This is a genomic window from Streptomyces sp. NPDC007917 (assembly GCF_042959105.1).
In the GTDB taxonomy this organism is placed as follows: domain Bacteria; phylum Actinomycetota; class Actinomycetes; order Streptomycetales; family Streptomycetaceae; genus Streptomyces.
Window position 1 is genome coordinate 97865 of the sequence record NZ_JBIBKK010000024.1, and the last position, 24742, is coordinate 122606.

Genomic DNA, 24742 nt, shown 5'->3' on the forward strand with positions numbered 1-24742 from the left:
TACCTCGGTCTTGACGAAGGGGAAGTTGAGCAAGGGCCAGCGCCTCCGGGACCTGCGCGTCCAGCCACCGCAGGGCCGCCGACGTCACACGACGGCAGGCCCTGCGGCGGGACGCGGACCAAGGGGTTCAGCCCTTGATGGCTCCGGTGAGCATGCCCTTCTTGAAGTGCCGCTGCACGAAGGGGGAGGCGACCGCGACGGGGATCAGCGCGAGGACCATGACGGCCATCTGTATTCCCAGGGCGGAGAGCTGCCCGGTGTGGACCGCCTGCTGGAGGCCGGTCGGGGCCTGGGTGTTCTTCTGGACCAGTTGGATGAGCACGTTCTGCAGCGGCATCATCTGCTGGTCGGTCAGGTAGATGGAGGCGTTGAACCAGGCGCTCCAGTAGCCGACCGCGTAGAACAGGGAGATGACGGCCAGCACTGCCCGCGACAGCGGCATGATGATGGTCAGCAGGATGCGCAGGTCACTGGCCCCGTCGATGCGGGCGGACTCGGTGAGCTCCGGGGAGATCCCCATGAAGAAGGCCCGCAGGACGAGGATGTTGAAGACACTGACCGCGCTCGGCAGGACCAGCGACAGATAGCTGTCGGTGAGGCCCAGCGACTGCACCAGAAGGTACGTCGGGATGAGCCCGGCTCCGAAGAACATGGTCGCCATCATGGTCATCAGGAAGAACCGGTGCCCCAGACTGCCCGGCCGGGACAGCCCGTAGGCCGCGAGCACCGACACCGTCATCGAGAACAGCGTGCCGAAGAGCGTGATACCGACCGAGACCATGATCGCGCGGCTGACCTGGCCGCCGCTGAGCAGCTCGGTGTAGTTGATGAAGGTGATGCCCTCGGGGATCACCACGAGGCCGCCGACCCGGTCGATCACGGGCTTCGGGGAGAGGCTGGTGACAATGATGATCCACAGCGGACCGAGCACCCCCAGGCAGCAGAGCAGGAGGAAGCCGCCCTTGGCGGTGAGTCCGATCTTGCTCGGCGGCTCCTCCCACGAAGGGCGAGGAGGAGCCTTCAGGCTGCGGATGAGCTGCGTGTTGAGGCTCACTTCTTGTACACCCCCTGCTCGCCGAGCAGGTGCGCGACCTTGTTCGCGCCCAGGACGAGACACACTCCGATGACTCCCTTGACGAGGCCGACCGCGGCCGCATAGCTGAAGTCGCCGTTCTGGATACCCACGTTCCACACGTAGGTGTCGAGGACCTCGCTGGCCCCCGCACCCACCGCCCACCGCTGGAGCAGGAACTGCTCGAATCCCACGCTCAGCGCGTCGCCCACCCGCAGGACCAGCAGCAGTGCGATCACCGGGCGCAGCGCGGGCAGCGTGACATGCCACATGCGTCGCCAGCGCCCCGCGCCGTCCATGGCGGCGGCCTCGTACAGATCGGTGCTGACGGCGGACAGGGCCGCGAGGAAGACGATGATCCCCCAGCCGGCGTCCTTCCACACGGACTGGCCGATGACCAGATACTTGAAGAGGTCCGCGTTGGTCATCAGGTCGAAGCCGCTCCACCCGTGCTTCTCCAGGGTCTGCGCGATGATGCCCGCGCCACCGAGGATCTGCTGGAACACCGTGACCACGAGGACCCACGAGAAGAAGTGCGGCAGGTACATGATCGCCTGCGCCACGGCCCGGACCCGGGGCCGGATCACGCTGTTGATGACCAGCGCGAGGGCGATGGGCACCGGGAAGAACAGCACCAGTTGCAGCAAGAACAGGACGATGGTGTTCTTCGTGGCGCTCCAGAACAGCGGGTCGTCGAGCATCCGCGAGAACTGCTCCACGCCCACCCAGGGGCTGTGGAAGATCGCCGTGATGCCGTTGCTGGAGACGTACGGGTCGTATTCCTGGAAGGCGACGACGTTGCCGAGCAGCGGGACGTAGTTGAAGATCAGGAGTAGGACGATGACGGGCAAGGTCATCAGGATGAGCGTGCGGTCGCGGCGCAGCCGGACCCGCCAGGGGACCTTGCCCGCCTTGCCCGCCTTGCCCGTCCTGCGTGGCACCCGGTCCTTCGCCGCCGCGGTGGCGACCGCGGCCGTCGGCTCCTCGACGGCCGCGGGGGGACGGGTCCCGTCGGGTCGGCTCCCAGCCGTGAGCGACATCAGTTGCCGCTGCCGTTCTTCTCGAGAAGCTTCTTGTACCAGTCGCGCAGCTTGTCGCCACCGGAGGACTTCCAGGTGGAGATGGCCTGCTGCACATCGGACAGCTTCTTGTGGCCGCGCACGAAGTCGATCTCCAGCTGCTCGAACTGGCTGGAGAGGGTCGCGTAGCGAGCCGGTTCGACGATGTTCATGCCGTAGGTGGACGTCTTCTTCAGGAAAGCACCCTGCCGCTGCTGCCACTCGACCTGCTTGCGGGCGATCTCGGGGAAGTCGGGGTGGGCGGTGTAGGGAGCCGGGGCCGCCAGCATCGGCCAGGCGTTGATCACCTCGGAGTTGCCCTTGTCGGTCTTGACCGGGACGCCGTTCTTGACCGTGTAGTGGGTGCCCTCGACGCCGTAGTCGACGAACATCCGCTCCTTGGTGCCGTAGGGCGCGGCCGCGAAGTTGGCGGCGGCCAGCGCGTTCTCGATCGTCTCCTTCGAGGCGCCCTTGCGGATCATCGACCAGATGGTGGCCGACGGGCCGGCGTACAGCGTCGGGTCGCCGCCGTCGGCGCCGAAGTAGTCCATGCCCTCGATCTGGAAGTCCGGATTGGACTTCGCCTGCTCGGCGGTCTTGCCGTACCAGGACGCGGTGTTGTCGTTGTAGACCAGGATCTGCCCGGCGGTGAACCGCTGGCTGGCGTCGCCCGTGTTGGCCTTGTCGTCGGGATGGACCACGCCCGCGTCGAACAGCTTGCGGACCCACTCCAGGTGTTCGAGGTACTCGGGATGCTCGATGCGGTACGTCAGCTTCCCGTCGTCCCCGATGTTCCAGCCGGCCGGCCCGGCGGGGAGGACACCGAAGATGCCCGCCGCCGACCACCTCATGTCACCACAGGCCCACACCTTGGCCTTGGCGCTGGTGGCCTCCTTGGCCCAGCTCAGGAACTCATCGGCGGACTTGGGAACGGAGTAGCCCTTCTTGTCGAAGATGTCCTTGCGGTAGAAGGGCGCGATGCCTGGCGCGGCGGCGGCGGGCATCGGGAGGCCGCGCAGCGCGCCGCCGAAGATGGACATGCGCCAGGAGTCGGACGGAATCGCGGCCAGGTTCGGATACTTCTTGACCTTGTCGCCCGCCAGGTAGGGGCCGAGGTCCATGAACTTCGCGCTGACCGCGCTCGCGATCTTGCCGACCAGCTCCCAACTGGGCACGACCACCATGTCGGGTATGGAGCTGGAGGCGAGGACGGCGCCGAGCTTCTCGCCGTAGGTGATGCCGTCCTGGTTCTGCCAGGTGATCTTGGTGCCCGCCGCGGCGTCGAGCGCCGTGTAGTAGGCGCACCCGGGCTTCGGCGGTGTGCCCCAGAACGGGGACATGATCTTGAAGGGAGCGCCGGTGCCGAGCTTGTCCGGGACCGAGGTGGCGAGGCCCGCGAGGTCGATCTTGCCGGTGTAGCCGGCCGTCGAACCGTTCTTCGGCGGAAGGTCCGGCTTGGCGACCGTACTGGCGACGTACGTCGGGAGCAGCTTGTCCGCTGCCTTGCCCGACGTGGCACCCTCTCGCGATCCGCTGTCCGAACCGCCGCAGGCGGTGAGCAGCGGCATCCCGCCGGCCACCGCGGCGGTGGCGACCGCCGTGGAGGCGAGGAAGCTCCTCCGGCTGGGTCCGGAGGGGATGGAGGCGGCATTCGGCGTCATTGCGTCAACCCTTCATGGCGCACCTGGACACCCGGCGGTGGGCCGTCGGCTGTAGTGTCCGGAGTGGAACTGGCTGAGCTGAAGCAGTCCTCCGACCACTACCGAGGGCCCACCCCACAGATGGACGGCCTCGCAGTCGAAGCGCTTCGATGTTGCTGCGAGGTTAAGTGAAGGTATTGGGGCGCACAAGAGTCGAAACAAAGATTCCTCGGAGCTGCGGAGGGACCCGATCGCACTCTTATCTCACCTGAATAACGGTCAGGAGTCGAAGATATTGCGCTGGGGTGTCTTGACACCCACCCCCGGGTCGGCTGAGCATCGAAGCGCTTCGAAAGCGTTTGCACCGCTCCATCGCAAGGGGACCCCCAAGTGACCGCACACACGCCGCCAGTTCCGCCGTTCCGCGATCGGCACCTGCCGTTCGCGAAGCGCGTCGACGACCTTCTGTCGCGGCTCACCCTCGACGAGAAGATCGGATTCCTGCACCAGTGCGCGCCCGCCGTGGAGCGGCTCGGCGTCGCGGCGTTCCGCACCGGCCAGGAGGCCTTGCACGGCGTGGCCTGGATGGGTCCGGCCACCGTCTTCCCGCAGGCCGTGGGCCTGGGTGCGACCTGGAACACGGATCTCGTACGGCGGGTCGGCGAGGCGGTGTCCAAGGAGGTCCGGGCGATGCGCGCCCGCGACGACCGCGTGGGGCTGAACGTCTGGGCCCCGACCGTGAACCTGCTGCGCCACCCTCTGTGGGGCCGGAACGAGGAGGGCTACTCGGAGGACCCGAAGCTCACCTCGGCCATCGCCACCGCCTACACACACGGCCTGCGCGGCGAGCACCCGACGTACTGGCGCACCGCGCCCGTCCTCAAGCACTGGCTGGCCCACAACAACGAGACGGGCCGCGACGTCACGTCCTCCTCGGTCCGCCCGCGCGTCCTGCGCGAATACGACCTGCGCGCCTTCCGCGAGACGGTCGAGGCAGGCGCCGTGGCCGGGGTGATGCCGGCGTACAACCTGGTCAACGGCCGGCCGAACCATGTCTCGCCCTATCTGCGCGAGCATCTGCGCACCTGGACCGACGAGGACCTGCTGGTCTGCTCGGACGCGGGCGCGCCCTCCAACCTGGTCGACTCCGAGCACTACTTCGACACCCACGAGGAGGCGACGGCCGCCGCGCTGCGGGCCGGCCTCGACAGCTTCACCGACCACGGCACCGACAGCTCGAAGATCACCGCACGGGTCCGCGGCGCCCTTGACAAGGGCCTGTTGACGGAGTCGGACATCGACGCGGCGGTCCGCCGCCAGCTCTCGGTCCGCTTCCGCCTCGGCGAGTTCGACCCGGAGCACGACCCGCACGCGCTCACCACGGACTTCGACACCCCGGCCCACCGCGCCCTCGCCCAGGAGGCCGCCGAGCAGGCGGTCGTGCTGCTCAAGAACGACGGCGGCCTGCTGCCGCTCGCCCCGGACACCCGGCTCGCCGTGGTCGGCCCGCTCGCCGACGAGTGCAAGCTCGACTGGTACAGCGGCACGCTCCTGCACCGCTGCACGCCGCTGGCGGGCCTGCGCGAGCGGTTCGGCTCGAAGCGCGTGCAGTTCGCGGAGGGCGTGGACCGGATCCTGCTGAAGACCTCGGCCGGAACCTTCCTGCACGTGCCCGAGACGGACGCCGACGACGAGGTCCGCGGCGCGGAAGGCGCCCTCGACCCGGCGCTGCTCACGGGACGGACGGATCTGCCCCCGCTCACCACCGACGCGACCGGCACCGAGCTGTCCCTCACCGACTGGGGCGAGGACGTGCTGACCCTGCGCGCCCCCGACGGCCGCTATCTCTCCGTCGCCGAGGACGGTTATGTCCGAGCCTCCGCCGACCAGCCCGGCGGCTGGGTCGTCCAGGAGACGTTCCGCCTGGAACCGCACGAGAACGGGCACCTTCTCCGGCACATCGGTACCGGGCACCCCGTCTCCATCGCCGCCGACGGCGTCAAGGTCGCCGAAGGGAACGGGGAGATCTTCGAGGTCGTGGTCGTCGAAAGCGGCGAGGACGCGGTGAGCAAAGTCGCCTCGCAGGCGGACGTCGTCCTGGTGGTCGGGGGCAACGATCCGCACATCAACGGACGCGAGACCGAGGACCGCAGCACCCTGGCCCTCCCCGGCCACCAGGAGCGCCTTCTGCGCGCGGCCCGCACGGCCAACCCGAACACGGTGCTGGCGCTGGTGTCGGCGTACCCGTACGCGGTCGACCACGCGGAGGTGCCGGCGCTGCTGTGGACGGCCCACGGCGGCCAGGCGGCCGGCAGCGCCCTGGCCCGGATCCTGGCCGGCGACGTCTCCCCCGCCGGCCGCCTCCCGCAGACCTGGTACGCCGACGACTCCGACCTGCCCGACCTCCTCGACTACGACGTGATCGGCAGCCGCCAGACGTACCTCTACTTCGAGGGCACACCTCTCTTCCCGTTCGGCCACGGCCTGTCGTACGCGTCCTTCTCCTACGAAGGCCTCACGACGCGCGTCGAGGACGGGACACTGCACGTGGCCTTCACGGTCCGCAACACCGGTGACGTCACCGCGGACGAGGTCACCCAGCTCTACACCCGGGCCACGGACCCGTCGGTGCCACGGCCCCGCAGGGAACTGGCCGCGCACCAGCGTGTGACGCTGGCGCCCGGTGAGGCCACGGAGATCGCCTTCCAGGTGCCGAAGTCGGCGTTCGCGTTCTGGGACGTGGCGCAGGGACGTCAGCGGGTGGCACCGGGCCTCCACGATATCCTCGTCGGAGCGTCCAGCGAGGACATCCGCCTGGTCCGGACCGTGGACCTCGACGGCGAGCCGTCCGTCCCCCGGCCGGTCATGGTGGGCGGCCTGGACGCGGTGGACTTTGACGAGCAGAGCGACACGGAGATCGTGGACCGCGCGAAGACGTCCGGTGACTCCGTCGCCCCTGTGGCCGGCCGGAGGGGCGAGCTGGTGTTCCGTGACTGTGACTTCGCAAACGGGGCTGCCGGAATCACGGTGGAGACCTCGGGCGAGGGCACGGTCGAACTCTCGCTGGGTGATGGTCCAGTACTGACAGTGCTCACTCTGTCCCCGGGTACGGCCGGGCCCTACGACTACACCACGGTGAGCGCCCCCGCCGTCGTGGCGGCCGGTGTACACGACGTCCGCCTCGGACTGCGTGGCCCGGTGCGGCTCGCGCGCGTCACCTTCTCCGTCTGAGGCTCGCATCGACCCCCTGTGCACGGGACATCACGACACCCTGAACCGCACCCCTAGGACAGTTACCACTGGTACCGGGGGCCTGATCACCGCGCACCGCGCGCGGACGGAGGAACGTACCCGATGAAGTTCACGGACGGCTACTGGCTGATGCGTCCGGGCCGCACCGCCCGCTATGCCACCGAGGTCGCCGACATCCACGCCGATGACCACCGGATGACGCTGTACGCACCCGTGAAGCACGTGAGCCGACGCGGGCAGACCCTCAACAGCCCGCTACTGACGGTGGAGTGCTGGTCCCCGGCCGAGGGAATCATCGGCGTGCGGACCACCCACCATGCCGGATCGGTGCGCCGGGGGCCGGAGTTCGCGTTGCCCGGCGCCGGTGCGGACTCCGGCAAGGTACGCCGGGACGGAGCGGTGCTGGAGCTGTCCTCCGGCGAACTGACGCTGCGGGTGGACACGGAACAGCCGTGGCGGCTGGAGTTCACCGCCGGCGGACGCGTGCTGACCTCCGTCGGCGAGCGCGGCACCGGTTTCGTCACCGATGCCGAGGGCCGCCACTACATGCTCGGCCAGCTCTCCTTGGACGTCGGAGAGCTCGTCTACGGCCTGGGGGAGCGTTTCACCCCGTTCGTCAAGAACGGACAGACCGTGGACATCTGGCAGGCCGATGGCGGCACCAGCAGCGAACAGGCCTACAAGAACGTCCCGTTCCACATGACCAACCGTGGATACGGCGTCTTCGTGAACCATCCCGGCAAGGTCAGCTACGAGGTCGGCTCCGAGTCGGTCGGCCAGGTCCAGTTCAGCGTCGAGGACCAGTCGCTGGAGTACTTCGTCGTCCACGGCCCGACCCCGAAGCAGGTCCTGGAACGCTACACCGCGCTCACCGGCCGCCCGGCCCTGCCGCCCGCCTGGGCACTGGGCCTGTGGCTGACCACGTCCTTCACCACCGAATACGACGAGGCCACGGTGGGCCGCTTCATCGACGGCATGGCCGAGCGCGGCATCCCGCTGAGCGTCTTCCACTTCGACTGCTTCTGGATGCGCGCCTACCAGTGGTGCGACTTCGTATGGGACGCGGAGACCTTCCCCGACCCGGCCGCCATGCTGAACAGGCTCAAGCAGCAGGGGCTGCGGATCTCCGCCTGGATCAACCCGTACATCGCACAGAAGTCGGCGATATTCGAGGAGGGCATGCGCGAGGGCTACCTGGTGCGGCGCCCGGACGGCAGCGTGTGGCAGTGGGACCTGTGGCAGCCCGGTATGGCCCTGGTGGACTTCACCAACCCGGCCGCGCGGGACTGGTACACCGGCAAACTGAGGACGCTGCTCGACCAGGGCGTGGACTGCTTCAAGACCGACTTCGGCGAGCGCATCCCCACCGACGTCGTCTGGCACGACGGCTCCGACCCCGAGCGGATGCACAACTACTACACCCACCTCTTCAACCAGGCCGTCTTCGACCTGCTGCGCGCCGAGCGAGGCGAGGGCGAGGCGCTGCTGTTCGCCCGCTCCGCCACGGCGGGCGGCCAGCAGTACCCGGTCCACTGGGGCGGCGACTGCGAGTCCCACTTCAACGCCATGGCCGAGTCGCTGCGCGGCGGACTCTCCCTCGGCCTGTCCGGCTTCGGTTTCTGGAGCCATGACATCGGCGGCTTCGAGGGCACCCCGACCCCTGCCGTGTTCAAGCGCTGGGTGCAGTTCGGGCTGCTCTCCTCGCACAGCCGCCTGCACGGCAGCAAGTCCTATCGCGTGCCGTGGGACTACGGCGAGGAGGCCGTCGACGTCACCCGCGAGTTCACCCTGCTCAAGCACCGCCTCGCCCCGTACCTCCAGCGCGCCGCGCAGCAGGCGCACACCACCGGTGTCCCGGTGATGCGCGCCATGGTGCTGGAGTTCCCCGACGACCCGGCCGCCGCCACCCTCGACCGGCAGTACATGCTCGGCGACGACCTGCTCGTCGCCCCGGTCTTCACCGACGACGGCACAGTCGAGTACTACGTGCCGGAAGGCACCTGGACCAATGTACTGACAGGGGCTGAGGTCACCGGTCCGCGCTGGACCCGTGAGCAGCACGGCTTCCACACCCTGCCGCTGCTGGCCCGCCCGGACTCGGTCATCGCGCTGGCCGCCGACGACCAGCGCCCCGTCTCCGCCTGGGCGGACGGCGTCGAACTGCGGGTACACGCCTTCGCCGACGGCGCCGAGCGCACCGTGGTGATTCCCAGCACCGACGGCCCCGGTGAGACGGCCCGCTTCCACCTGCGCCGCCAGGGCGGCCACCTGCACGTGACCACCGACAGCCCGCACCCGTGGCAGCTGCGGATCGGCGGCCCGAACCGGGCCGTGCACACCCGCCCCGCCGGCACCTCGGAGGCCCACCTGCCGTACCCGGCCTGAACCCGACAGCCAGGGGCGACCGCTGTGGTCAAGTCGCCCGTGGCTCGCTTCACCGACGGCGAGCCGTCGACGGTGACCGAACCGCGCGTGGGGAGGGCGGGGCGAGGGATTGCACCAACGACAAGACAGCGCAAAAATGAGCAGAGTTTTACATGACCATGTCTGCACCACGGACGTATCCGCTTTCCTTGACCATGGAAAGGGTGCACATTGTCCTCCTCCGTCAGTCGACGCCGGCTGCTGCAGGCGGCCGGCGCCACGGCCGTGGCCTCCGCCGCTGAATCCGTCGTCGGATCCTCGCCCGCCCGAGCGGCAACCACCCCTGTCCGGGCCGGGATCGGGGTGTCTGCCCATCCTTTCGAACTCGGCCAGGTCCGGTTGACCGCGAGCCGATGGCTGGACAACGAGAACCGCACGCGGAACTACCTGCGGTTCGTCGATGCCGACCGGTTGCTGTACAACTTCCGGGCCAACCACCGGTTGCCCACCCATGGCGCCGCCTCCAACGGCGGCTGGGACGGCCCGACGTTCCCCTTCCGCACCCACGTACAGGGGCACTTCCTCACCGCGTGGGCGCAGGTGTATGCCGTGACAGGGGACACCACCTGCCGGGACAAGGCTGCCTACATGGTGGCAGAGTTGGCCAAGTGCCAGGCCAACAATGGCGCCGCGGGGTTCAACGGCGGGTACCTGTCCGGCTTCCCCGAGTCCGACTTCAGCGCTCTCGAGGCCGGAACCCTGTCCAACGGCAACGTGCCGTACTACGTCATCCACAAGATCCTGGCCGGCCTGCTGGATGTGTGGCGCCATATGGGCAGCACGCAAGCTCGCGATGTGCTGTTGAGCCTGGCCGGATGGGTCGACTGGCGCACCGGTCGGCTGAGCGGCCAGCAGATGCAGTCCGTGCTGGGAACCGAGTTCGGTGGCATGAACGCCGTGCTGTCCGACCTCTACCTCCAGACCGGCGACTCGCGATGGCTCACCACCGCGCGACGGTTCGACCACGGCGCGGTGTTCGACCCGCTGGCATCCAACCAGGACCGGCTGAACGGACTGCACGCCAACACCCAGGTTCCCAAGTGGATCGGCGCCGCCCGGGAGTACAAGGCCACCGGCACCACCCGCTACCGGGACATCGCCACCAACGCCTGGAACATCTGCGTCAACGCGCACACCTACGTCATCGGCGGCAACAGCCAGGCGGAACACTTCCGCCCCCCGAACGCCATCGCCGCTTACCTGAACCAGGACACGTGCGAAAGCTGCAACACGTACAACATGCTCACGCTCACCCGGGAGCTGTTCACGCTGGACCCGGACCGGGTCGCGTTGTTCGACTACTACGAACGGGCGTGGCTGAACCAGATGATCGGCCAGCAGAACCCGGGCGACAACCACGGCCACGTCACCTACTTCACCCCGCTCAACCCGGGGGGCCGACGTGGGGTGGGTCCGGCGTGGGGCGGTGGCACCTGGAGCACCGACTACGACAGCTTCTGGTGCTGCCAGGGTACGGGCCTGGAGATGCACACCAAGCTGATGGACTCCATCTACTTCTCCAGCGACACCACGCTGATCGTGAACCTGTTCGTGCCCTCGGTGCTCACCTGGTCACAGCGGGGGATCACGGTCACCCAGACCACGTCGTACCCCGTCAGCGACACCACGACCCTCCAGGTCACCGGCAACGTCAGCGGCACCTGGGCCATGCGCATCCGCATCCCCAGCTGGACCACCGGGGCCACCATCAGCGTCAACGGCACGACGCAGAACATCACCACAACGCCCGGCAGCTACGCCACCTTGACCCGTTCCTGGACCTCCGGCGACACGGTCACCGTCCGCCTCCCCATGCGGATCATCATGCGGGCGGCCAACGACAACGCGAACGTCGCCGCGGTCACCTACGGCCCGGTGGTGCTGTCCGGCAACTACGGCAACACCTCGCTCAACTCCCTCCCGTCGCTGAACACGTCCTCGATCACACGGACCAGCAGCGCCTCGCTCGCCTTCACCGCCACCGCCAACGGCTCCACCGTCAACCTGGGCCCGTTCCACGACGCGCACGGCCACAACTACACCGTCTACTGGAACGCCAAAGGTCAGGGCGGAGGCAACAATGCCACCGTCCGCCTTGTCAACGTAGGCAGCGGCTTCGTGCTTGGCATCCAGGACATGTCCACGGCCGATGGTGGCCGCGCCCTGCAGTGGCACGATTCGGGTACCGCGGATCACGACTGGGAAATGGTCGACGAAGGAAACGCGGTCAGGTTCCGCAATGCCAACAGCGGCAAGGTGCTCGGCGTTCAGGACATGTCCACGGCCGACAACGCTCCTGTTCTGCAGTGGTCGGACAACGGCACCGCAGACCACAGGTGGACACTGCTCGATCAGGGAGACGGGACGTACAAAATCCGTAACGTGAACAGCGGCAAGGTGCTCGGTATTCAGAACAACTCCACCGCCGTCGGCGCGTTCGCGGTCCAGGATTCGGACAACGGTACTGCCGACAACCGGTGGCGAATCGTGAGCAACAGCTACTGAACCGGCCTGTGGGCGCCGGGAATGACCGGCACCCACAGGCCCCGCCACCGCGCCTAGGTGCCCAGATCCGCGGTGAACGGCCGGTCGTAGATCTCCAGGTTGCGGATGGACGCCCAGGCTCCGGCCTGCAGTCCGGTGACGGTGACCCGTACGTAGCGGGCTCGAGCACTGAACAGGGCGACCTGCACCTGACTTGTGCTGGTGGTGTCCGTGTGGTCGGCCAGGGTGGTCCACTCGGCGTTGTCGGTGGAACCCTCGATCCGGTACCGGTAGTTCGCGCCATCGGACTCCCAGGCGATCCGGGTGCCGGTGAGCGACGCGGGCGCCCCGAGGTCCACCTTGAGCCACTGCCCGGTGTTGCCGTTGTTCGCGCACCAGCGGGTGGCGGTGGAACCGTCGATCGCCTTGGCCGCGGTGTTGCCCTGGGACGCCTCCTCGCTGCTGGCCGTGGCGGTCTTGCCCACGGCGATGTCGGTCGGCCGCACCGTCCGGTCCAGCATGACCGCGACCACGCTGTCTTCGGGGATGCGGGTGCGGTTGATGCCGGTGACGGTCACCCCGCCGTTCCCGTCCATGCTGTGGGACAGGTTCGCGCCCGAGGTGACGTCGAAGACCCGGGTGACCCGTGCGTCCCCGATCGGCGGGGTGGTGAACGAGGTACCGCTGTAGCCGGGCAGCAGGTGGATGTAGAAGGTCTTGTCCTTGTATGTGAACCCATACTGGCCGTCCACCGGATTCCACGGGCCACCGCGGGTGCCGTAGACGGCCTGGCCGCAGGTCGTCATGAAGGAACCGATTCTGCGGACCAGGTCCGCCTGGGCAGTGGGCACCGCTCCGGTACGGTCCGGCCCGACGTTGACCAGGCAGGTCATGTCGCGTACCCAGGCATTGACCAGGATGTTCATGGCCGTCCCGAAGCTCATCACACTGGCTCCGGAGTTGTAGCCCCAGCTGCCGCAGATGCTGAAGCACTTCTCCGCCACACGGCCGGCGCGGATCGGGCCGGTCGGAACGGAAGAGCCTTCCTCGCTGGTGTAGTCGCCGATCCAGCCGGAGCGCAGGGTGGTGACGATGTCGGGCTGGTGTTTGCGCACCAACCCGGTCAGGCCGAGGGGGCGGCCGGTGGCGGGGTCGGTCTCGCTGTAGGCGGAGTCCACCTGCCATTCGTTCGACGTGTCGCGGAACCTGCCGGGCTCCCAGAAGAAGGCGGCATCCGCGTCCGAGCCCTGCTGGCCGAGCCAACCGCCGTCCCACCACAGGTCGTCGATCTTCCCGTACTGGGTCACCAACTCCCTGACCTGCTGGTACACCTCGTTTTTCATGATCCGGGCGTTCTCTTTGTGTGCGGGGTCGGTGACATAACCCCAGGCGTTGGGCAGGCAGTTGGTGCCGGTGACGTCGTAGTAGCCCGGATAGCGCCAGCTCAGGGGCGAGAAGTACAGGCCCACCTTCAGCCCGGCATCGCGCACGGCGGTCACGTACTGGCTGATGAAGTCGCGCCGCAGCGGGGACTGTCCGGCATGCCAGGCGCCAGGGTGGGTGGACGGCCACAGCGCGAATCCTTCGTGGTGACGCGCCGTCAGCACCGTGTACTTCGCCCCCATGTCCTTGGCCAGCCGCGCCCAGTCGGCCGGCTTGTAGGCGGTGGCCGTGAACTGCTCGCCGGTGGCGTCGGTCACGTATCTGCGGTAGCGCTCCGGAGTGACGGCGGCGTTCTCCATGTACCACTCGCCCTTGGCCGGGCCGGCGTACACACCCCAGTGGATGAACATGCCGAGCTTGGCATCATGCAGCCACTGGATCTTCTCGTCGGGCTGCTGCTCGACGCCCATGTCGAGCTTGGGGATGCGCAGCGGCGGGAGCGGCAGCGGCTGCCTGGCGGCAGCATGAGCGGGGGTTGCCACGACCGGTGCGACCACCGCGGCGACCGTTGTCGCGGCCATACCGGCAAGCACTTTTCGGCGGGTGGGCGATTCTGACAAGGTTGACCCCTCCCGGAGATATACATCCACTGGGATGACATGGGATGTATTAATGAGCATGACCCTGTGCTCTGTCCAGAGGGGCGGCGAACTTCCGCTCACATCAGGTCGCTTCGACGTGACTGGGCGCAGCATGCGTGACATACATGGGATATGTGACCGCCTTGCAATCGCCCCGCAGGCTTCACCCACCTCATCCGGGTCCCGGTACTAAGCGCGTGGGGCGATGGCGTTGTACGCGGACAGCCAGCCGGTGACCAGGTAATCGCCGCGGGTGAACACCGCTCCCCCGTGCTCGACTTGCGCGTCATGACCCGGGCGGGGTGCCGGGTAGGAGAGATCGCATGGGGTGTCCTCGGCGGTGTGGCGGGCTACGGTCGCGCCGGTCCACAGGTGGATGACGGTGCCGCGCCGGGCGTGGACGCGGATGCCGTCCGGACGGGTCTCAAGGTCGATGCCCGTGGTGCGGGTGGCGAGGAGGGCGCGGTAGTCGTCGGGGTGGAGCCTGCAGGTGCTGGGCGGGGTGGTGCCGGGCCAGTCGGGGGCGTCGATACCGCGGTCGCGGGCGGCGCGCCACATGGTGGGGACGAGTCGGTGTGCGTGGGCGGGGGTGGCCATGCGTTCGCACATCCAGAGCAGGCGGCCGGAGCCACGGCGGGGACCCAGGGTGCGCCAGCGGATGCGCTGGGCGAGGTCGGATGCGGTGATGGCGGCCCAGGGGTGGGTGGTGCCGAGGTGGCCCTGGGCTGCGAGCCAGGCGAGGTAGCGGCGGGCTTCGTCGAGGATCTGTGCCATGGAGTCGACGGGGATGCCCAGGACGTAGCTGCTGCGGGTGCGGAATGCCTTGGGGCTGTTGGCCACCAGGAGCAGGACGGCGCGGGCGAGGTCGCCGGCGGCGGGCTTGTCCTCGTCCTCCCCCGCGGGTTGTGGGGCGTGGGCCGCGTCGGTGTGTCCGCCGGTGCGCAGGACCTGGTGGAGGGCGGTTTTGGCGCGTTCGGTGAACGGGGCTTGTTCGAGGACGGGCAGGTGGGTGCTGAGCAGGGTGATGAGGGTGTCTTCGGCCTCGTCGGGGCTGCCGGGGACGGGGAGGAGTTGCAGGGTGTCGGTGAGGGTGGTGGCAGTGTCGGCTTCGACCATGAAGCGGCTGGTGAGTTTCCCGGTCTCGGTAATGGTCAGGTTGTCGTTGCCGCCGGGGTCGGGGGTGCGGTGGAGGTAGCCGGCGTCGCCCAGGAAGTCCAGGGCGTCGTGGAGAGGGTCGAGATGGTGGTGTCCCTGGTAGTGGGCGAAGGTCTTGGTCCACCACAGTTCGGCCTGGTCCAGGTCGCTCAGTCGTCCCTGGACGGCTTCGGCCAGGACATGGTCGGGAAGGTGGTCGCGGATACGGGAGGTGACGGTGTATCCGGCGGCGAGGCGCGCCTGCCATGGGGCCCGTTCGGTGGGGCTGGTCAGCAGGTAGGCCCAGCCTTCGCGTTCGCCGGCCCCCACGCGGCCGGCGCGGCCGAACATCTGCTGGACCATGGAGACCTCGATGCGGTCCATCCCGACCTGGGTGTCGCGGACGATGACGGCCCGGGCGGGCAGGTTGACTCCGGCGGCCACGGTGGAGGTGGCGACCAGGACGTCGGCCTGGCGGGTGCGGAAGGCGTGTTCGGATTCTCGCTTGTAGGGCCAGTCTCGGTAGTGGAGCCGCACACCGGCGCGGGTGCACAGCCGCTCGACGAGTTCGCTGTCATCGGTGTCGGCGCCCTTGGTCGGCACGCCGCGGTCGGCGGCCAGGGCGAGGGCGGTGGCGCGCACGCCTCGTTTGCTGCCGCAGAAGACCAGGACGCTGCCCCCCGTTGTGGTGATCGCTCGTGCGAGGCGTACGGCCTCCGCGGTACGGGCCTGGGCCCGGGCGTTCCACTCCGGGGCGTCGGCAGCGTCTGGCAGGACGGGCAGTTGCCAGGTCAGACGCGTGGGGCGCCAGGGTGAGCGGATAAGGCGCGCGCCCAGCCAGTCGGCGACCTGCTCGGCGTTGGCGACCGTGGCGGACAGGCCCGCGATCCGGACCTGGGCGCTGTCCTCGCGGACCCGGGCCAGGAGCGCTTCGAGGACTGGTCCGCGGGTGGGGTCGCCGAGCAGGTGGATCTCGTCGACGATCAGGCAGCCGACCTCGGCGAGGGCTGCGCGCAGGGAGCCGGTGCGGCTGATCGCCTCGAACTTTTCCGTGGTGGCCACCCAGAGGTCCGCGGTGCGGATGAGTTCGGCATCGACGGCGTATTCACCGGTGAGGCGCACGACGCGGCGGCCGGCGCGGCGCCAGGTCTCCAGGTCGCGGTCGAGTTCGTCGGTCAGGGACCGCTGGGGCACCAGCCAGGCCGCCTTGCGGCCGCGGCTGTGAGCCTGGAGGGCTGCCACCATGCCGATGGCGGTCTTCCCCGCACCGGTGGGCGCGACGATCACCAGGTGCTGGTCGGATTCCAGGACAGCGGGGACGGCGGCGGCCTGGACGGGGTTGAAGGCGGGGTGCGGCAGCAGTTCCTTCCAGTCCCCCAGTACCAGGTCGGTCACCGGGACGTAGGCTGCCGCCTCGTTCGGGGGCAGGTCCGCAAGCGCATCCCACTGCGCGGCGAAGGTGTCTCGGGCCGCGTATGCGGCCGGGCCGGCTGCCGGGGCGTTGGGGACACTGCCGGTGAGGGAGGTGAAGGCCACCAGATCCGTGCGGCTGCCGAGGTCGCCGACGGTGGAGACCTGCTCGCTCTCCACCCAGTGGCCGGCGCTGCGGACCGGAACGCCGTGCTCGGCCAGGAAGGTGCGCAGCGGGTCGAAGTCCGGGTTCGTCGGGACGATGACCCGGATGTCCTCGGCGGCTGCCAGGGCCTGCTCGGACGGCCGCCAGTTGGGGTCGGTCGCTTTACACCACAGCAGGGCGCGCTTCTCGGTCTCCGCCGGCAGGGGAAGGTCCGATGGCCAGGCAGGCGCGGGCTGTCGCGCGTTGGAGGAGGCAGGGCCGGCCGGGCGAATCGCGGTCACCGTCATGCCCGGACCGGACGGACAGGGCCCAAGTGGCGTCCCGATCAGGGGCGTTGAGGGTGCGGATGGACTCGACGTGACGGTCTTGAGTCGTGCGGGCACCGCCGGGACGGTCGCGCCGGGACGAGGCCTGGGGAGGGCGATCAGCTTGTCGTAGGTCTTCACGCCCAGGTCAGCGAGGGTGTAGGCGTGGGGGCAGGCTGGACAGACCACGGCGACATAGCGGTACTGACGGCCGGCCGACTCGTAGGGGCGGCGCAGCGAGTGCAGCGGGGTATCGCAGGTGGGACACGGGCGGGGGACTTGTTCCTGGTAGGACCATCCCGGCTCGCGGAACCGCGCGAGGAGGTCTTTCTCATCAAGGACGGTTCCCCAGCGCTGACGGACGAGCTCGGCGACTGTGGCCTTGGACGTCTGTTCTCTCACCGCACACACGGCACCAACTCTGCCAGGAATTGCCGCGGCTGACGGGAGAGAACTGCCAGGCGGGAGGCATGGTCACAGCCCAAGATCATCAAGTCAGCCGCAGCCCCGCACACCGACCGACACCCCGCGCGAGCGTCATCAGCGGTCCCCGATCACGCGCGAGCACCGTCGGGATGCCCGTCCCCAGCGATCCCGACGGCACCTGCGATCCGCAGGCCCGTCGCGCGGGCCTGCGGCAGGGTCACTTCCCCAGGAAGGCGAGGAGCGCGTTGTTGACCTCTTCCGCATGAGTCCACAGCAGGCCGTGCGGGGCGCCCTCGATCTCCACGTATTCGGCGGACGGGAGCGCCTTGTGGAAGGGGCGGGCGGTTCCCTCGACGGGGAGGATCCGGTCGCCGGTGCCGTGCAGGATCAGGGCCGGTACGTCGATGGCCGGGATGTCGGCCCGGAAGTCGGTGTACCAGGTCGACGGTGCGGCGGCCGCGGCGAAGAAGCCCCCGCCCGCCGCGACGTTCCAGCTGTTGCGTACGGCCTCCTCGCTGATCCTGGTACCGAGGTTCTCGTCGAGGTTGTAGAAGTCCTTGTAGAAGTCCGTGTAGTACGCGTAGCGGTCCGCCTTGACGGCCGCGACGACGCCGTCGAAGAACTCCTTGGGGGCGACCCCGTCGGGGTTGTCGTCCGTCTTGAGCAGGCAGGGCTCCAGCGAGGCGAGGAAAGCGACCTTGGAGACACGGGCGGTGCCGTAGGCGGACACATAGCGGGCGACCTCGCCGGTGCCCATCGAGAAGCCGACCAGGACGGCGTCCCGCAGGTCGAGGGTCTCCATGACCGTGTTCAGGTCCGCCGCGAACGTGTCGTAGTCGTAGCCGGTCGTCGGCTGGCTCGACTGCCCGAAGCCTCGGCGGTCATAGGTGATCACGCGGTAGCCCGCGTCCAGCAGCACGGCGCTCTGCCGCTCCCAGGAGTGGCCGTCGAGCGGGAAGCCGTGGATGAGGACGACCGGCTGCCCGGTGCCGTGGTCCTCGTAGTAGAGGTCGATGGTGGTGGAGTTCTCCTGGCCCACGGTGATGTACGGCAAGGTCTCGTTCCTTCGTTCGGGGTGACTGGCGCGCAGGACCACACTCCGTCTCGCTGAGAGAGGGTGCTGCACGGACGGCATCGGCTCATCGGCTTCCGACGTCCGGGCATTCGCGGCATGCGCGGCAGGGGATGTCAGCACAGTAGGGCGAACTTTCCGCCCTCTGTTGTCCGCGAGCGCACCGCCCGTTGCCTGGAAGTGCCCGGATGGAAACGTGTCCCGGCACGCTGCAGCGCAAGGCTCCTCGAAGGCGTCCCTCACCGGCACCGCTCGGACGCAGCGAACCCCGACGCCGATCAGGCCCGAGTCCGGCTTAAGATGCAGGTGAGAGGCATCTCGTCTGGCGCACGGTGCTGTTTCCCGGGCAAAGGGACATGGCACGCTGTGGCAGCATTTGCACACGTTCCGTCTCCTCCCAGACACCCACTCGTACGGGGATCCCGCTTGGACCGTTTTCAGCAGTCGTTCCGTACCGGCGGAGCCGGTGGCGTGCAGCCGCCAGTACGGGGCCGGGAAGAGGAGCTGGACTTCATCGGCGCGCGGTTCGACGCGCTGGCCCAGGGCCGCGGCGGCATCGTGTGCGTCGAAGGCGCGCCCGGCGGCGGAAAGAGCCGTCTCCTGTCGGAGGCGCAGGCCGTCGCGGTGCGCCGTGGGCTGAGGGTGTTTTCGGGGGGCGCGGATCCCGACGGTCAGTTCGTCCCGCTGGGCCCGCTGCTGGACGGCCTGCTGACGGGCCCCGAGCCGTTGTTCGACATGGGCAAGCTGCGTGACCTCGCGGCGGCGCCCGAGCAGCGGTTCTGGCTGTTGCAGGAGTTGCAGGACCGGCTGGAACAGGCGGCGCTCAACACACCGCTGGTCATCGTCCTGGACGACATCCAGTGGCTGGACGACGTGACACTCCTCGCCCTGCGCACGCTCTCGGCCCGCCTGTCCTCCCACGCGATCCTGTGGCTGATGGCCGTCCGCAGCGGCACGAGGACACCCGGCGTGCGCACGACGTTGGACCGGCTGGATCAGGCCGGTGCCCATCGGCTCCGGCTCGGGCCGCTGGCTGACACCGCGGTCGCCCAGATCACCGAGGACGTACTGGGAGCGCCTCCGGATCCGGCGACGCTGAGCGCCGCCCGCCGGGCGGAGGGCGTGCCGCTGCTCCTGGTAGAGCTGCTCCGCGGCATGCGCAACGAACACTCGGTGATCATCGAGCACGACGTGGCGCGTCTGACGGGCGGACGCCTTCCCGACCGTTTCCAGACCTCCGTACGACAGCGTCTCGACCAGCTCTCCGAACCGACTCGGGAGATCGTGCAGACCGCGTCCGCCGTGGGCCGCACGGTCACCATCGACCTCCTGGCCGAGCTGCTCGACAAGCCGACGGCGACGCTGATCGCACCGGTGGAGGAGGCCCTCGACTCCCATCTGCTCGTCGAACGGGACGACCGGTTGCTGTTCCGCCACGACCTGATCCGCGAGGCCGTCGAGGCCAGCCTGCCCGTGTCCGTACGCTGGGCGCTGCGGTGTCATGCCGCGGACGTCCTGCTGGCGCGTGGGGCACCGGTGACCGAGGCGGCCGCCCTGCTCCTGAACAGTGCGCGGCCGGGTGACCGCAGGGCCGTGGAGCTGCTGAGAGCCGCCGCGGCGGAACTCGCGACGTCCGCGCCGTCGTCAGCGGTGGAACTCAGCAGCCAGGCGCTGGAACTCACCGCCGAGGACGCCCCGGAGCGGCCGGCGATCATCGCCGAGACGATGCTGCTGCTCTGGCAGGCCGGACAGCCGGCGGAGGCCCGCAGGCTTGCCGCCGCGGCGCTGCCCGGCAGCATGGAGCCTGAGGCCGAAGCGCGGGTGCGGCTCGGCCTGGCGCGGGTGTCCGGTCAGTACGACTTCACGGAGGCGGCTCGGCAGGCCGAGGCCGGAGCCGCTCTTCCCGGTATCCCGGCCTCGCTGCGGGCACAGTTGCTTGCGTTGCGGTCCCTCCAACTGACGATGGTGGGGGACTTCGAGGCGACCGCCCACGCCGTGTCCGATGCTCTGGAGGCCGCGGCGCAGGCTCAGGACAAGGCCGCCGAGGCCACCGCGGTCGCCGTCGACTCGGTCGTGCGGTACTACCGGATGGACTGGAGTGCCGCGTTCGAGTGTGCGGACCGGGCTTCGGCTCTGGCAGCCGACGTCGGGTTCGCTCATTCGCTGTGGGTGCCGGAGGCTCTGTGGAAGGCGTTCCTGCTGAGCGCGGCGGGCCGTTCGGTCGAGGCGCTCGCGGAGTCCGAGGCCGGAGTGCGCGAGACCCAGCGGCAGGGCCAGGCCGCGGCCATGGGCTTGTGGATCATGAACAGGTCCCGGGCGCTGCTGGACGCGGGCCGGCTGGCGGATGCCCGGGCCGAGGCCGAGGCCGCGTCCGCGATGGCCGACGAACTGGGCATGGGCAACTTCGCCGACGCCACCCTCCTGTACACGCTGGTACGCGTCGCCCTGCACACGAACGACCTGGAGGCGGCGAGAGCGTACGCGGCCGACGTGATGCGGATGCTGAGCGACCCGGCGATCCTTGTTCGCAACGTCGGCTCCTGGCTGCTGGCGCTGGTGGCGGACGCCGAAGGCGATCCCGGCCGGGCCATGACGCTGCTCGACGAGTCCTTCGGGACGTTCGAGCTGGACGGTCCCTCCCTGGCCAGCCCGGATGATCCGGCCGACGCACCCGTCTTCGTCCGGATGGCCTTGCGGGCGGGCGCGCTGGAACGTGCCGCGGTCGCGGTCACCGTGGCTGAGCGCCGGGCAGCCCGCAATCCGCGGTTCCCGATCCTGGCAGCGGCAGCCGCGCACGCCCGGGGACTGCTCGACAACGACCTCGTGCTCCTCCTGCGCTCCGTCGAACTGTACGAGGGCATCCCCCGGCTGATTCCCCGGGCCTCGGCGCTCGAGGACACCGGGCGCAAGCTGGCCGCACGGCGCGTCGTCTACGCCGTGCCCCACCTCGACCAGGCACTCGACCTCTACACCCAGGCCGGGGCCGAGCGGGACGCCGCACGCGTCCGCCGTCGCCTGCGGGCCCTGGGGGCACCCCGGCGCCGTACGACGTCCAAGGGATCCGTCACGGTGTGGCCGGAGCTGACCGCCTCGGAGGTCGCGGTGATCCGGCTGGTGGCCGAAGGCCTGACGAACCGGCAGGCCGCGGAACGCCTCGCGATCTCACCGCACACCGTGAGCTCACACCTGCGGCACGCGTTCACCAAGCTCGACATCACCTCCCGGGTCGAACTCGCCCGCCTGGCAGCCGCCCGCGAACACGCAGAGTGACCAGTTCGTATCCCACGCCCTCCCTCACGGTCGGCCGGACTCGTGTGATGTGCGCGTCCACGGTCCATTGACACAATCGTCACCTCAGGGGAGGGATCTGCCGCCGAAGGGTGCGGTCACTCATTGGCATAGGCTGGGCCCGGCTCCGACAGGCGAGTGCGGGCAGGAAGAGGCGCGAGTGGTGGGGTCAGGCGGGTTGCTGACCCGTAGCGGTCTGCGTGGCCGAGAGGCCGAACTGGAAGAACTGCAGACACTGATCGCCTCGGTGGCCCGCACCGGAAGCGGCGGGGTGGCCCTGATCCAGGGGGAACCGGGCATCGGCAAGACCACGCTGCTCGCCGAGGCCGTCACCAGGGCCAGGGCAGCGGGATTCTCCGTGGGCCTCGGCAAGGCCGATGAGCTGCACCGCATCGTGCCGCTCTCGTCGTTGGCGGCCTGCGTCCTGCACGGCGATCAGCCGATGCTGTCCGGCGACGCCTTCGCGGATCTCGCGCGGAATCAGGATCAGCGGATCTGGCTGGTGGAGCGTCTCGCGGAGGCGATCGAAGCCAGAGCCGGCAGTGTGCCGGTGCTGATCGGCCTGGACGACGTGCAGTGGGCCGACCCTCTGAGCCGGTTCGCACTGAAGCAACTTCCGGCACGCCTGCGGACCTCCCCGGTTCTCTGGATACTGGCCGGACGACTGGATCCCGCCGGGCCGGCGGAGGAGGTCGTCGCTGCCGCGGCCGACAGACTTCCGACGGTCACTGTGCCCTTGGGGCCGCTGTCCAGCGCGGCCATCCGCCAACTGGCCGACGACACTCTGGGGGCAGCCGTTGACGAGCGGGTACGGGACCTGCTCGACGGGGCCGGCGGGAACCCGTTTCTCGCGGTCGAAATGCTCGCGGGGCTGGGTACCACCGAGGCCTCGGGTGATCTGGTGCCCTCGACGCTCGTGGTGGGTGTGCGCGGCAGACTCAGATCCCTGCACCCCAGCACCCTGCGCTTCCTTCAGATGGGAGCCGTACTGGGGCGCGGATTCGGCTTCTACGACGCCGCCGCGCTGTGCGGCCAACCGCCCGCCACCCTGCTCTCGGCGCTCGAGGAGGCGATGCGCGCCGGACTTCTGGACGACGACGGGGACCAGCTGGTCTTCCGGCATGATCTGCTGCGCCAGGCCGTCTACGTCGACGTCCCGCCGTCAGCCAGGAAGGCTCTGCACCGGGAGGCCGCCGGCCACCTTGTGGCTGCGGGCCATCGGCCGATCGACGCGGTGCCGCACATCCTCAAGGGCGCCCTGCCCGGAGACGAGGAGGCCGTGGCGCTGCTGCGGCGAGCCGCTGAGGATGTGCTGCCGGTCACGCCGGGCCTCGCGGCCGACCTCATGACGCGCGCCCTGGAACTGGTGCCGTCTGCCCGGCCGCTGAGGTTCGACGTGGGTGAGCAGGCCATCCTGTATCTGACCCGGGCCGGCAGGAGCCGAGAGGCGCTGTCGACCGGCGACCGGCTGCTGGCCTGCCGACCGCCGCTGGAGCTGTTCAGCCGGCTGCAGGCCGCCCTCGGCGGGACGCTGTGGAACATGGATCTCGCCGGGGAGCTTCGCCGCCGGGCCGAATCGGCCCTCGCGGTCACAGGCGCTGCCCCGGAGGCCAGGGCGAGGCTGGCCGCCCTGCGGGCGCTGGCGCTGTCCCGGGGCCATGATCTTGTCGTGGCGCGTGAGGCCGGCGAGACCGCGCTGCGTGCCGCCACCGAGATCGGTGACCGGGAGGCGCACGTCCTGGCCCTGTCCGGGCTCGGCGAGATCGCGCAGAACGCGGGTGAGAACGCGGTCGCGCTGGAGCGCTTTGCCGCGCTCAGCACCATCGATTCCGCTTTCCTCCCCGAAGAGATCATCGCGCACCTGCACGTGGACGACTTCGTGTCCAGCGGACGACTGCTCCTGCAGGCAGCGGACAGCACCGGGTCGATGCGTCAGGCGATGATGCTGTGGGCACAGGGCCAGCACGATCTGGGGCTCGGCCGGCTCGACGACGCGGACGCCGCCTTCGCGACCATGGAGCGCCTGGAAGACGACGTACAGGTGCCCGTCCAGCAGGTGAACGGCCGGGTGATCCGCTCCCGGATCGCCCTGCTGCGTGGCGACCAGGAAGCGGCGCGGGAGCACCTGGCCGCAGCGCAGGGACGACTGGCGCTCAAACCGAACCCGGGCAACACGGCCGCGGTGCGCTTCCTGGAAGCCGTCCACGCCGAGGCGGACGGGGACATCGAGCTTGCCGTCGACAAGATCCGACAGGTGCAGCAGGAAGGTTTCTTCATGCGCTGGCGGCTGTTGCGCGACTGGGTGGACTCCGCGATACGCATGGCCCTGCGCGGCGCGGACCGCGAGCTCGCCGAGGACCTCGCCGCACAGGCCGGGGCCCACGCCCGACGCAACCCTGCCGTGCCGACCGCCACGGGCATCGCGGCGCAGGCTCTCGGGCTCGTGAAAAACGATCTCGCCCTGCTGGAGGACTCGGTAGCGCTGCTCAAGGCAGGCCCCCGCCCACTGGTCCACGCTGCCGCCTCCGCCGATCTCGGACAGGCACTCCTGGCAGCCGGCCGGCGACCTCAGGCGGTGGCCGCCTTGACTCACGCCCATGGCGCGTTCTCCGACTCAGGTGCTCACGCCGCAGCGGCACGCCTCCAGCGTGATCTGGACGGTGCGGGGGCCGGCAGCCGCAGGGCAGCGACCAGGCAGCGCCCCGTCCAGGGGTGGGGGGCCCTCACGGCCTCGGAGAAGAAGGTCGCGCGCCTGATCGCCGAAGGCCATACCAACCGGTCGGCCGCCGATCTGCTCGTGGTCTCCCCCCACACGGTCAACACGCACCTGACCTCCGTCTTCCGCAAGCTGGCGGTGAACTCCCGGGTTCAGCTCGCCAACCTGGTCATGGCCCTGCCCCACAGCTGAGGGGACCTGTGGGTGATTGGTACGTTCACGCGATGCCCCTCCGTATCCGAACCCACTTGGCTGGGAGAGCCAACTCAAT

Annotated in this window: 11 protein-coding genes; 5 read left to right on the forward strand and 6 right to left on the reverse strand. The window is 69.3% G+C overall.

The window, feature by feature from the left end:
- Positions 1-127 precede the first annotated feature (127 nt).
- From ACFZDL_RS35285 to ACFZDL_RS35295, 3 genes are read right to left on the reverse strand one after another with little or no spacing between them, the layout of a single operon-like run.
- Positions 128-1054, reverse strand: coding sequence for a carbohydrate ABC transporter permease (locus tag ACFZDL_RS35285; RefSeq protein WP_353595428.1), 927 nt, complete (start codon positions 1052-1054; stop codon positions 128-130).
- Entirely contained in the window at positions 1051-2112 is a 1062-nt protein-coding gene (locus ACFZDL_RS35290; protein WP_353595427.1) for an ABC transporter permease subunit, read from the reverse strand. The genes ACFZDL_RS35285 and ACFZDL_RS35290 overlap by 4 nt, the downstream gene beginning before the upstream one ends.
- Positions 2112-3791, reverse strand: coding sequence for a Tat pathway signal sequence domain protein (locus ACFZDL_RS35295; protein ID WP_353595426.1), 1680 nt, complete (start codon positions 3789-3791; stop codon positions 2112-2114). The genes ACFZDL_RS35290 and ACFZDL_RS35295 overlap by 1 nt, the downstream gene beginning before the upstream one ends.
- Positions 3792-4160: 369 nt before the next feature.
- On the opposite strand from ACFZDL_RS35295, the gene ACFZDL_RS35300 reads away from it, so the two are divergent.
- The 3 genes from ACFZDL_RS35300 (at position 4161) to ACFZDL_RS35310 (ending at position 11951) form a co-directional block, all read left to right on the forward strand.
- Complete coding sequence (locus tag ACFZDL_RS35300; RefSeq protein WP_353595425.1) at positions 4161-7001, forward strand: glycoside hydrolase family 3 C-terminal domain-containing protein; 2841 nt, start codon at positions 4161-4163, stop codon at positions 6999-7001.
- 123 nt (positions 7002-7124) lie between these two features.
- Positions 7125-9407 carry an alpha-xylosidase gene (gene yicI, locus ACFZDL_RS35305; RefSeq protein WP_353595424.1) on the forward strand — a complete coding sequence of 761 codons (2283 nt, stop codon included), beginning with the start codon at positions 7125-7127 and terminating at the stop codon, positions 9405-9407.
- Between the two features lie 210 nt (positions 9408-9617).
- Entirely contained in the window at positions 9618-11951 is a 2334-nt protein-coding gene (locus ACFZDL_RS35310; protein ID WP_353595423.1) for a beta-L-arabinofuranosidase domain-containing protein, read from the forward strand.
- 53 nt (positions 11952-12004) lie between these two features.
- Here ACFZDL_RS35310 and ACFZDL_RS35315 read toward each other — a convergent pair whose 3' ends face one another.
- The 3 genes from ACFZDL_RS35315 to ACFZDL_RS35325 all read right to left on the reverse strand — a co-directional run bounded on the left by ACFZDL_RS35315 (position 12005) and on the right by ACFZDL_RS35325 (position 18449).
- Positions 12005-13894, reverse strand: coding sequence for an alpha-L-fucosidase (locus ACFZDL_RS35315; protein WP_353595422.1), 1890 nt, complete (start codon positions 13892-13894; stop codon positions 12005-12007).
- 249 nt (positions 13895-14143) lie between these two features.
- A complete protein-coding gene (locus tag ACFZDL_RS35320) occupies positions 14144-17371 on the reverse strand; it encodes a DEAD/DEAH box helicase (RefSeq protein ID WP_353595421.1) in 3228 nt (1075 codons plus the stop codon).
- Between the two features lie 241 nt (positions 17372-17612).
- On the reverse strand, positions 17613-18449 hold the full coding sequence (locus ACFZDL_RS35325; protein WP_353595420.1) for an alpha/beta hydrolase: 837 nt from the start codon (positions 18447-18449) through the stop codon (positions 17613-17615).
- A gap of 489 nt (positions 18450-18938) precedes the next feature.
- Between ACFZDL_RS35325 and ACFZDL_RS35330 the strand changes: the two genes are divergently transcribed.
- Positions 18939-21737: an AAA family ATPase gene (locus ACFZDL_RS35330; RefSeq protein WP_353595419.1), complete on the forward strand. Its 2799-nt coding sequence runs from the start codon at positions 18939-18941 to the stop codon at positions 21735-21737.
- 178 nt (positions 21738-21915) lie between these two features.
- A complete protein-coding gene (locus tag ACFZDL_RS35335) occupies positions 21916-24663 on the forward strand; it encodes an AAA family ATPase (protein WP_353595418.1) in 2748 nt (915 codons plus the stop codon).
- The last annotated feature ends 79 nt before the right edge of the window (positions 24664-24742 follow it).

Coding starts and splice junctions, on each gene's coding strand:
- yicI (WP_353595424.1), top strand. CDS start 7,125: ATGAAGTTCACGGACGGCTACTGGCTGATGCGTCCGGGCCGCACCGCC.
- ACFZDL_RS35295 (WP_353595426.1), bottom strand. CDS start 3,791: ATGACGCCGAATGCCGCCTCCATCCCCTCCGGACCCAGCCGGAGGAGC.
- ACFZDL_RS35290 (WP_353595427.1), bottom strand. CDS start 2,112: ATGTCGCTCACGGCTGGGAGCCGACCCGACGGGACCCGTCCCCCCGCG.
- ACFZDL_RS35315 (WP_353595422.1), bottom strand. CDS start 13,894: ATGGCCGCGACAACGGTCGCCGCGGTGGTCGCACCGGTCGTGGCAACC.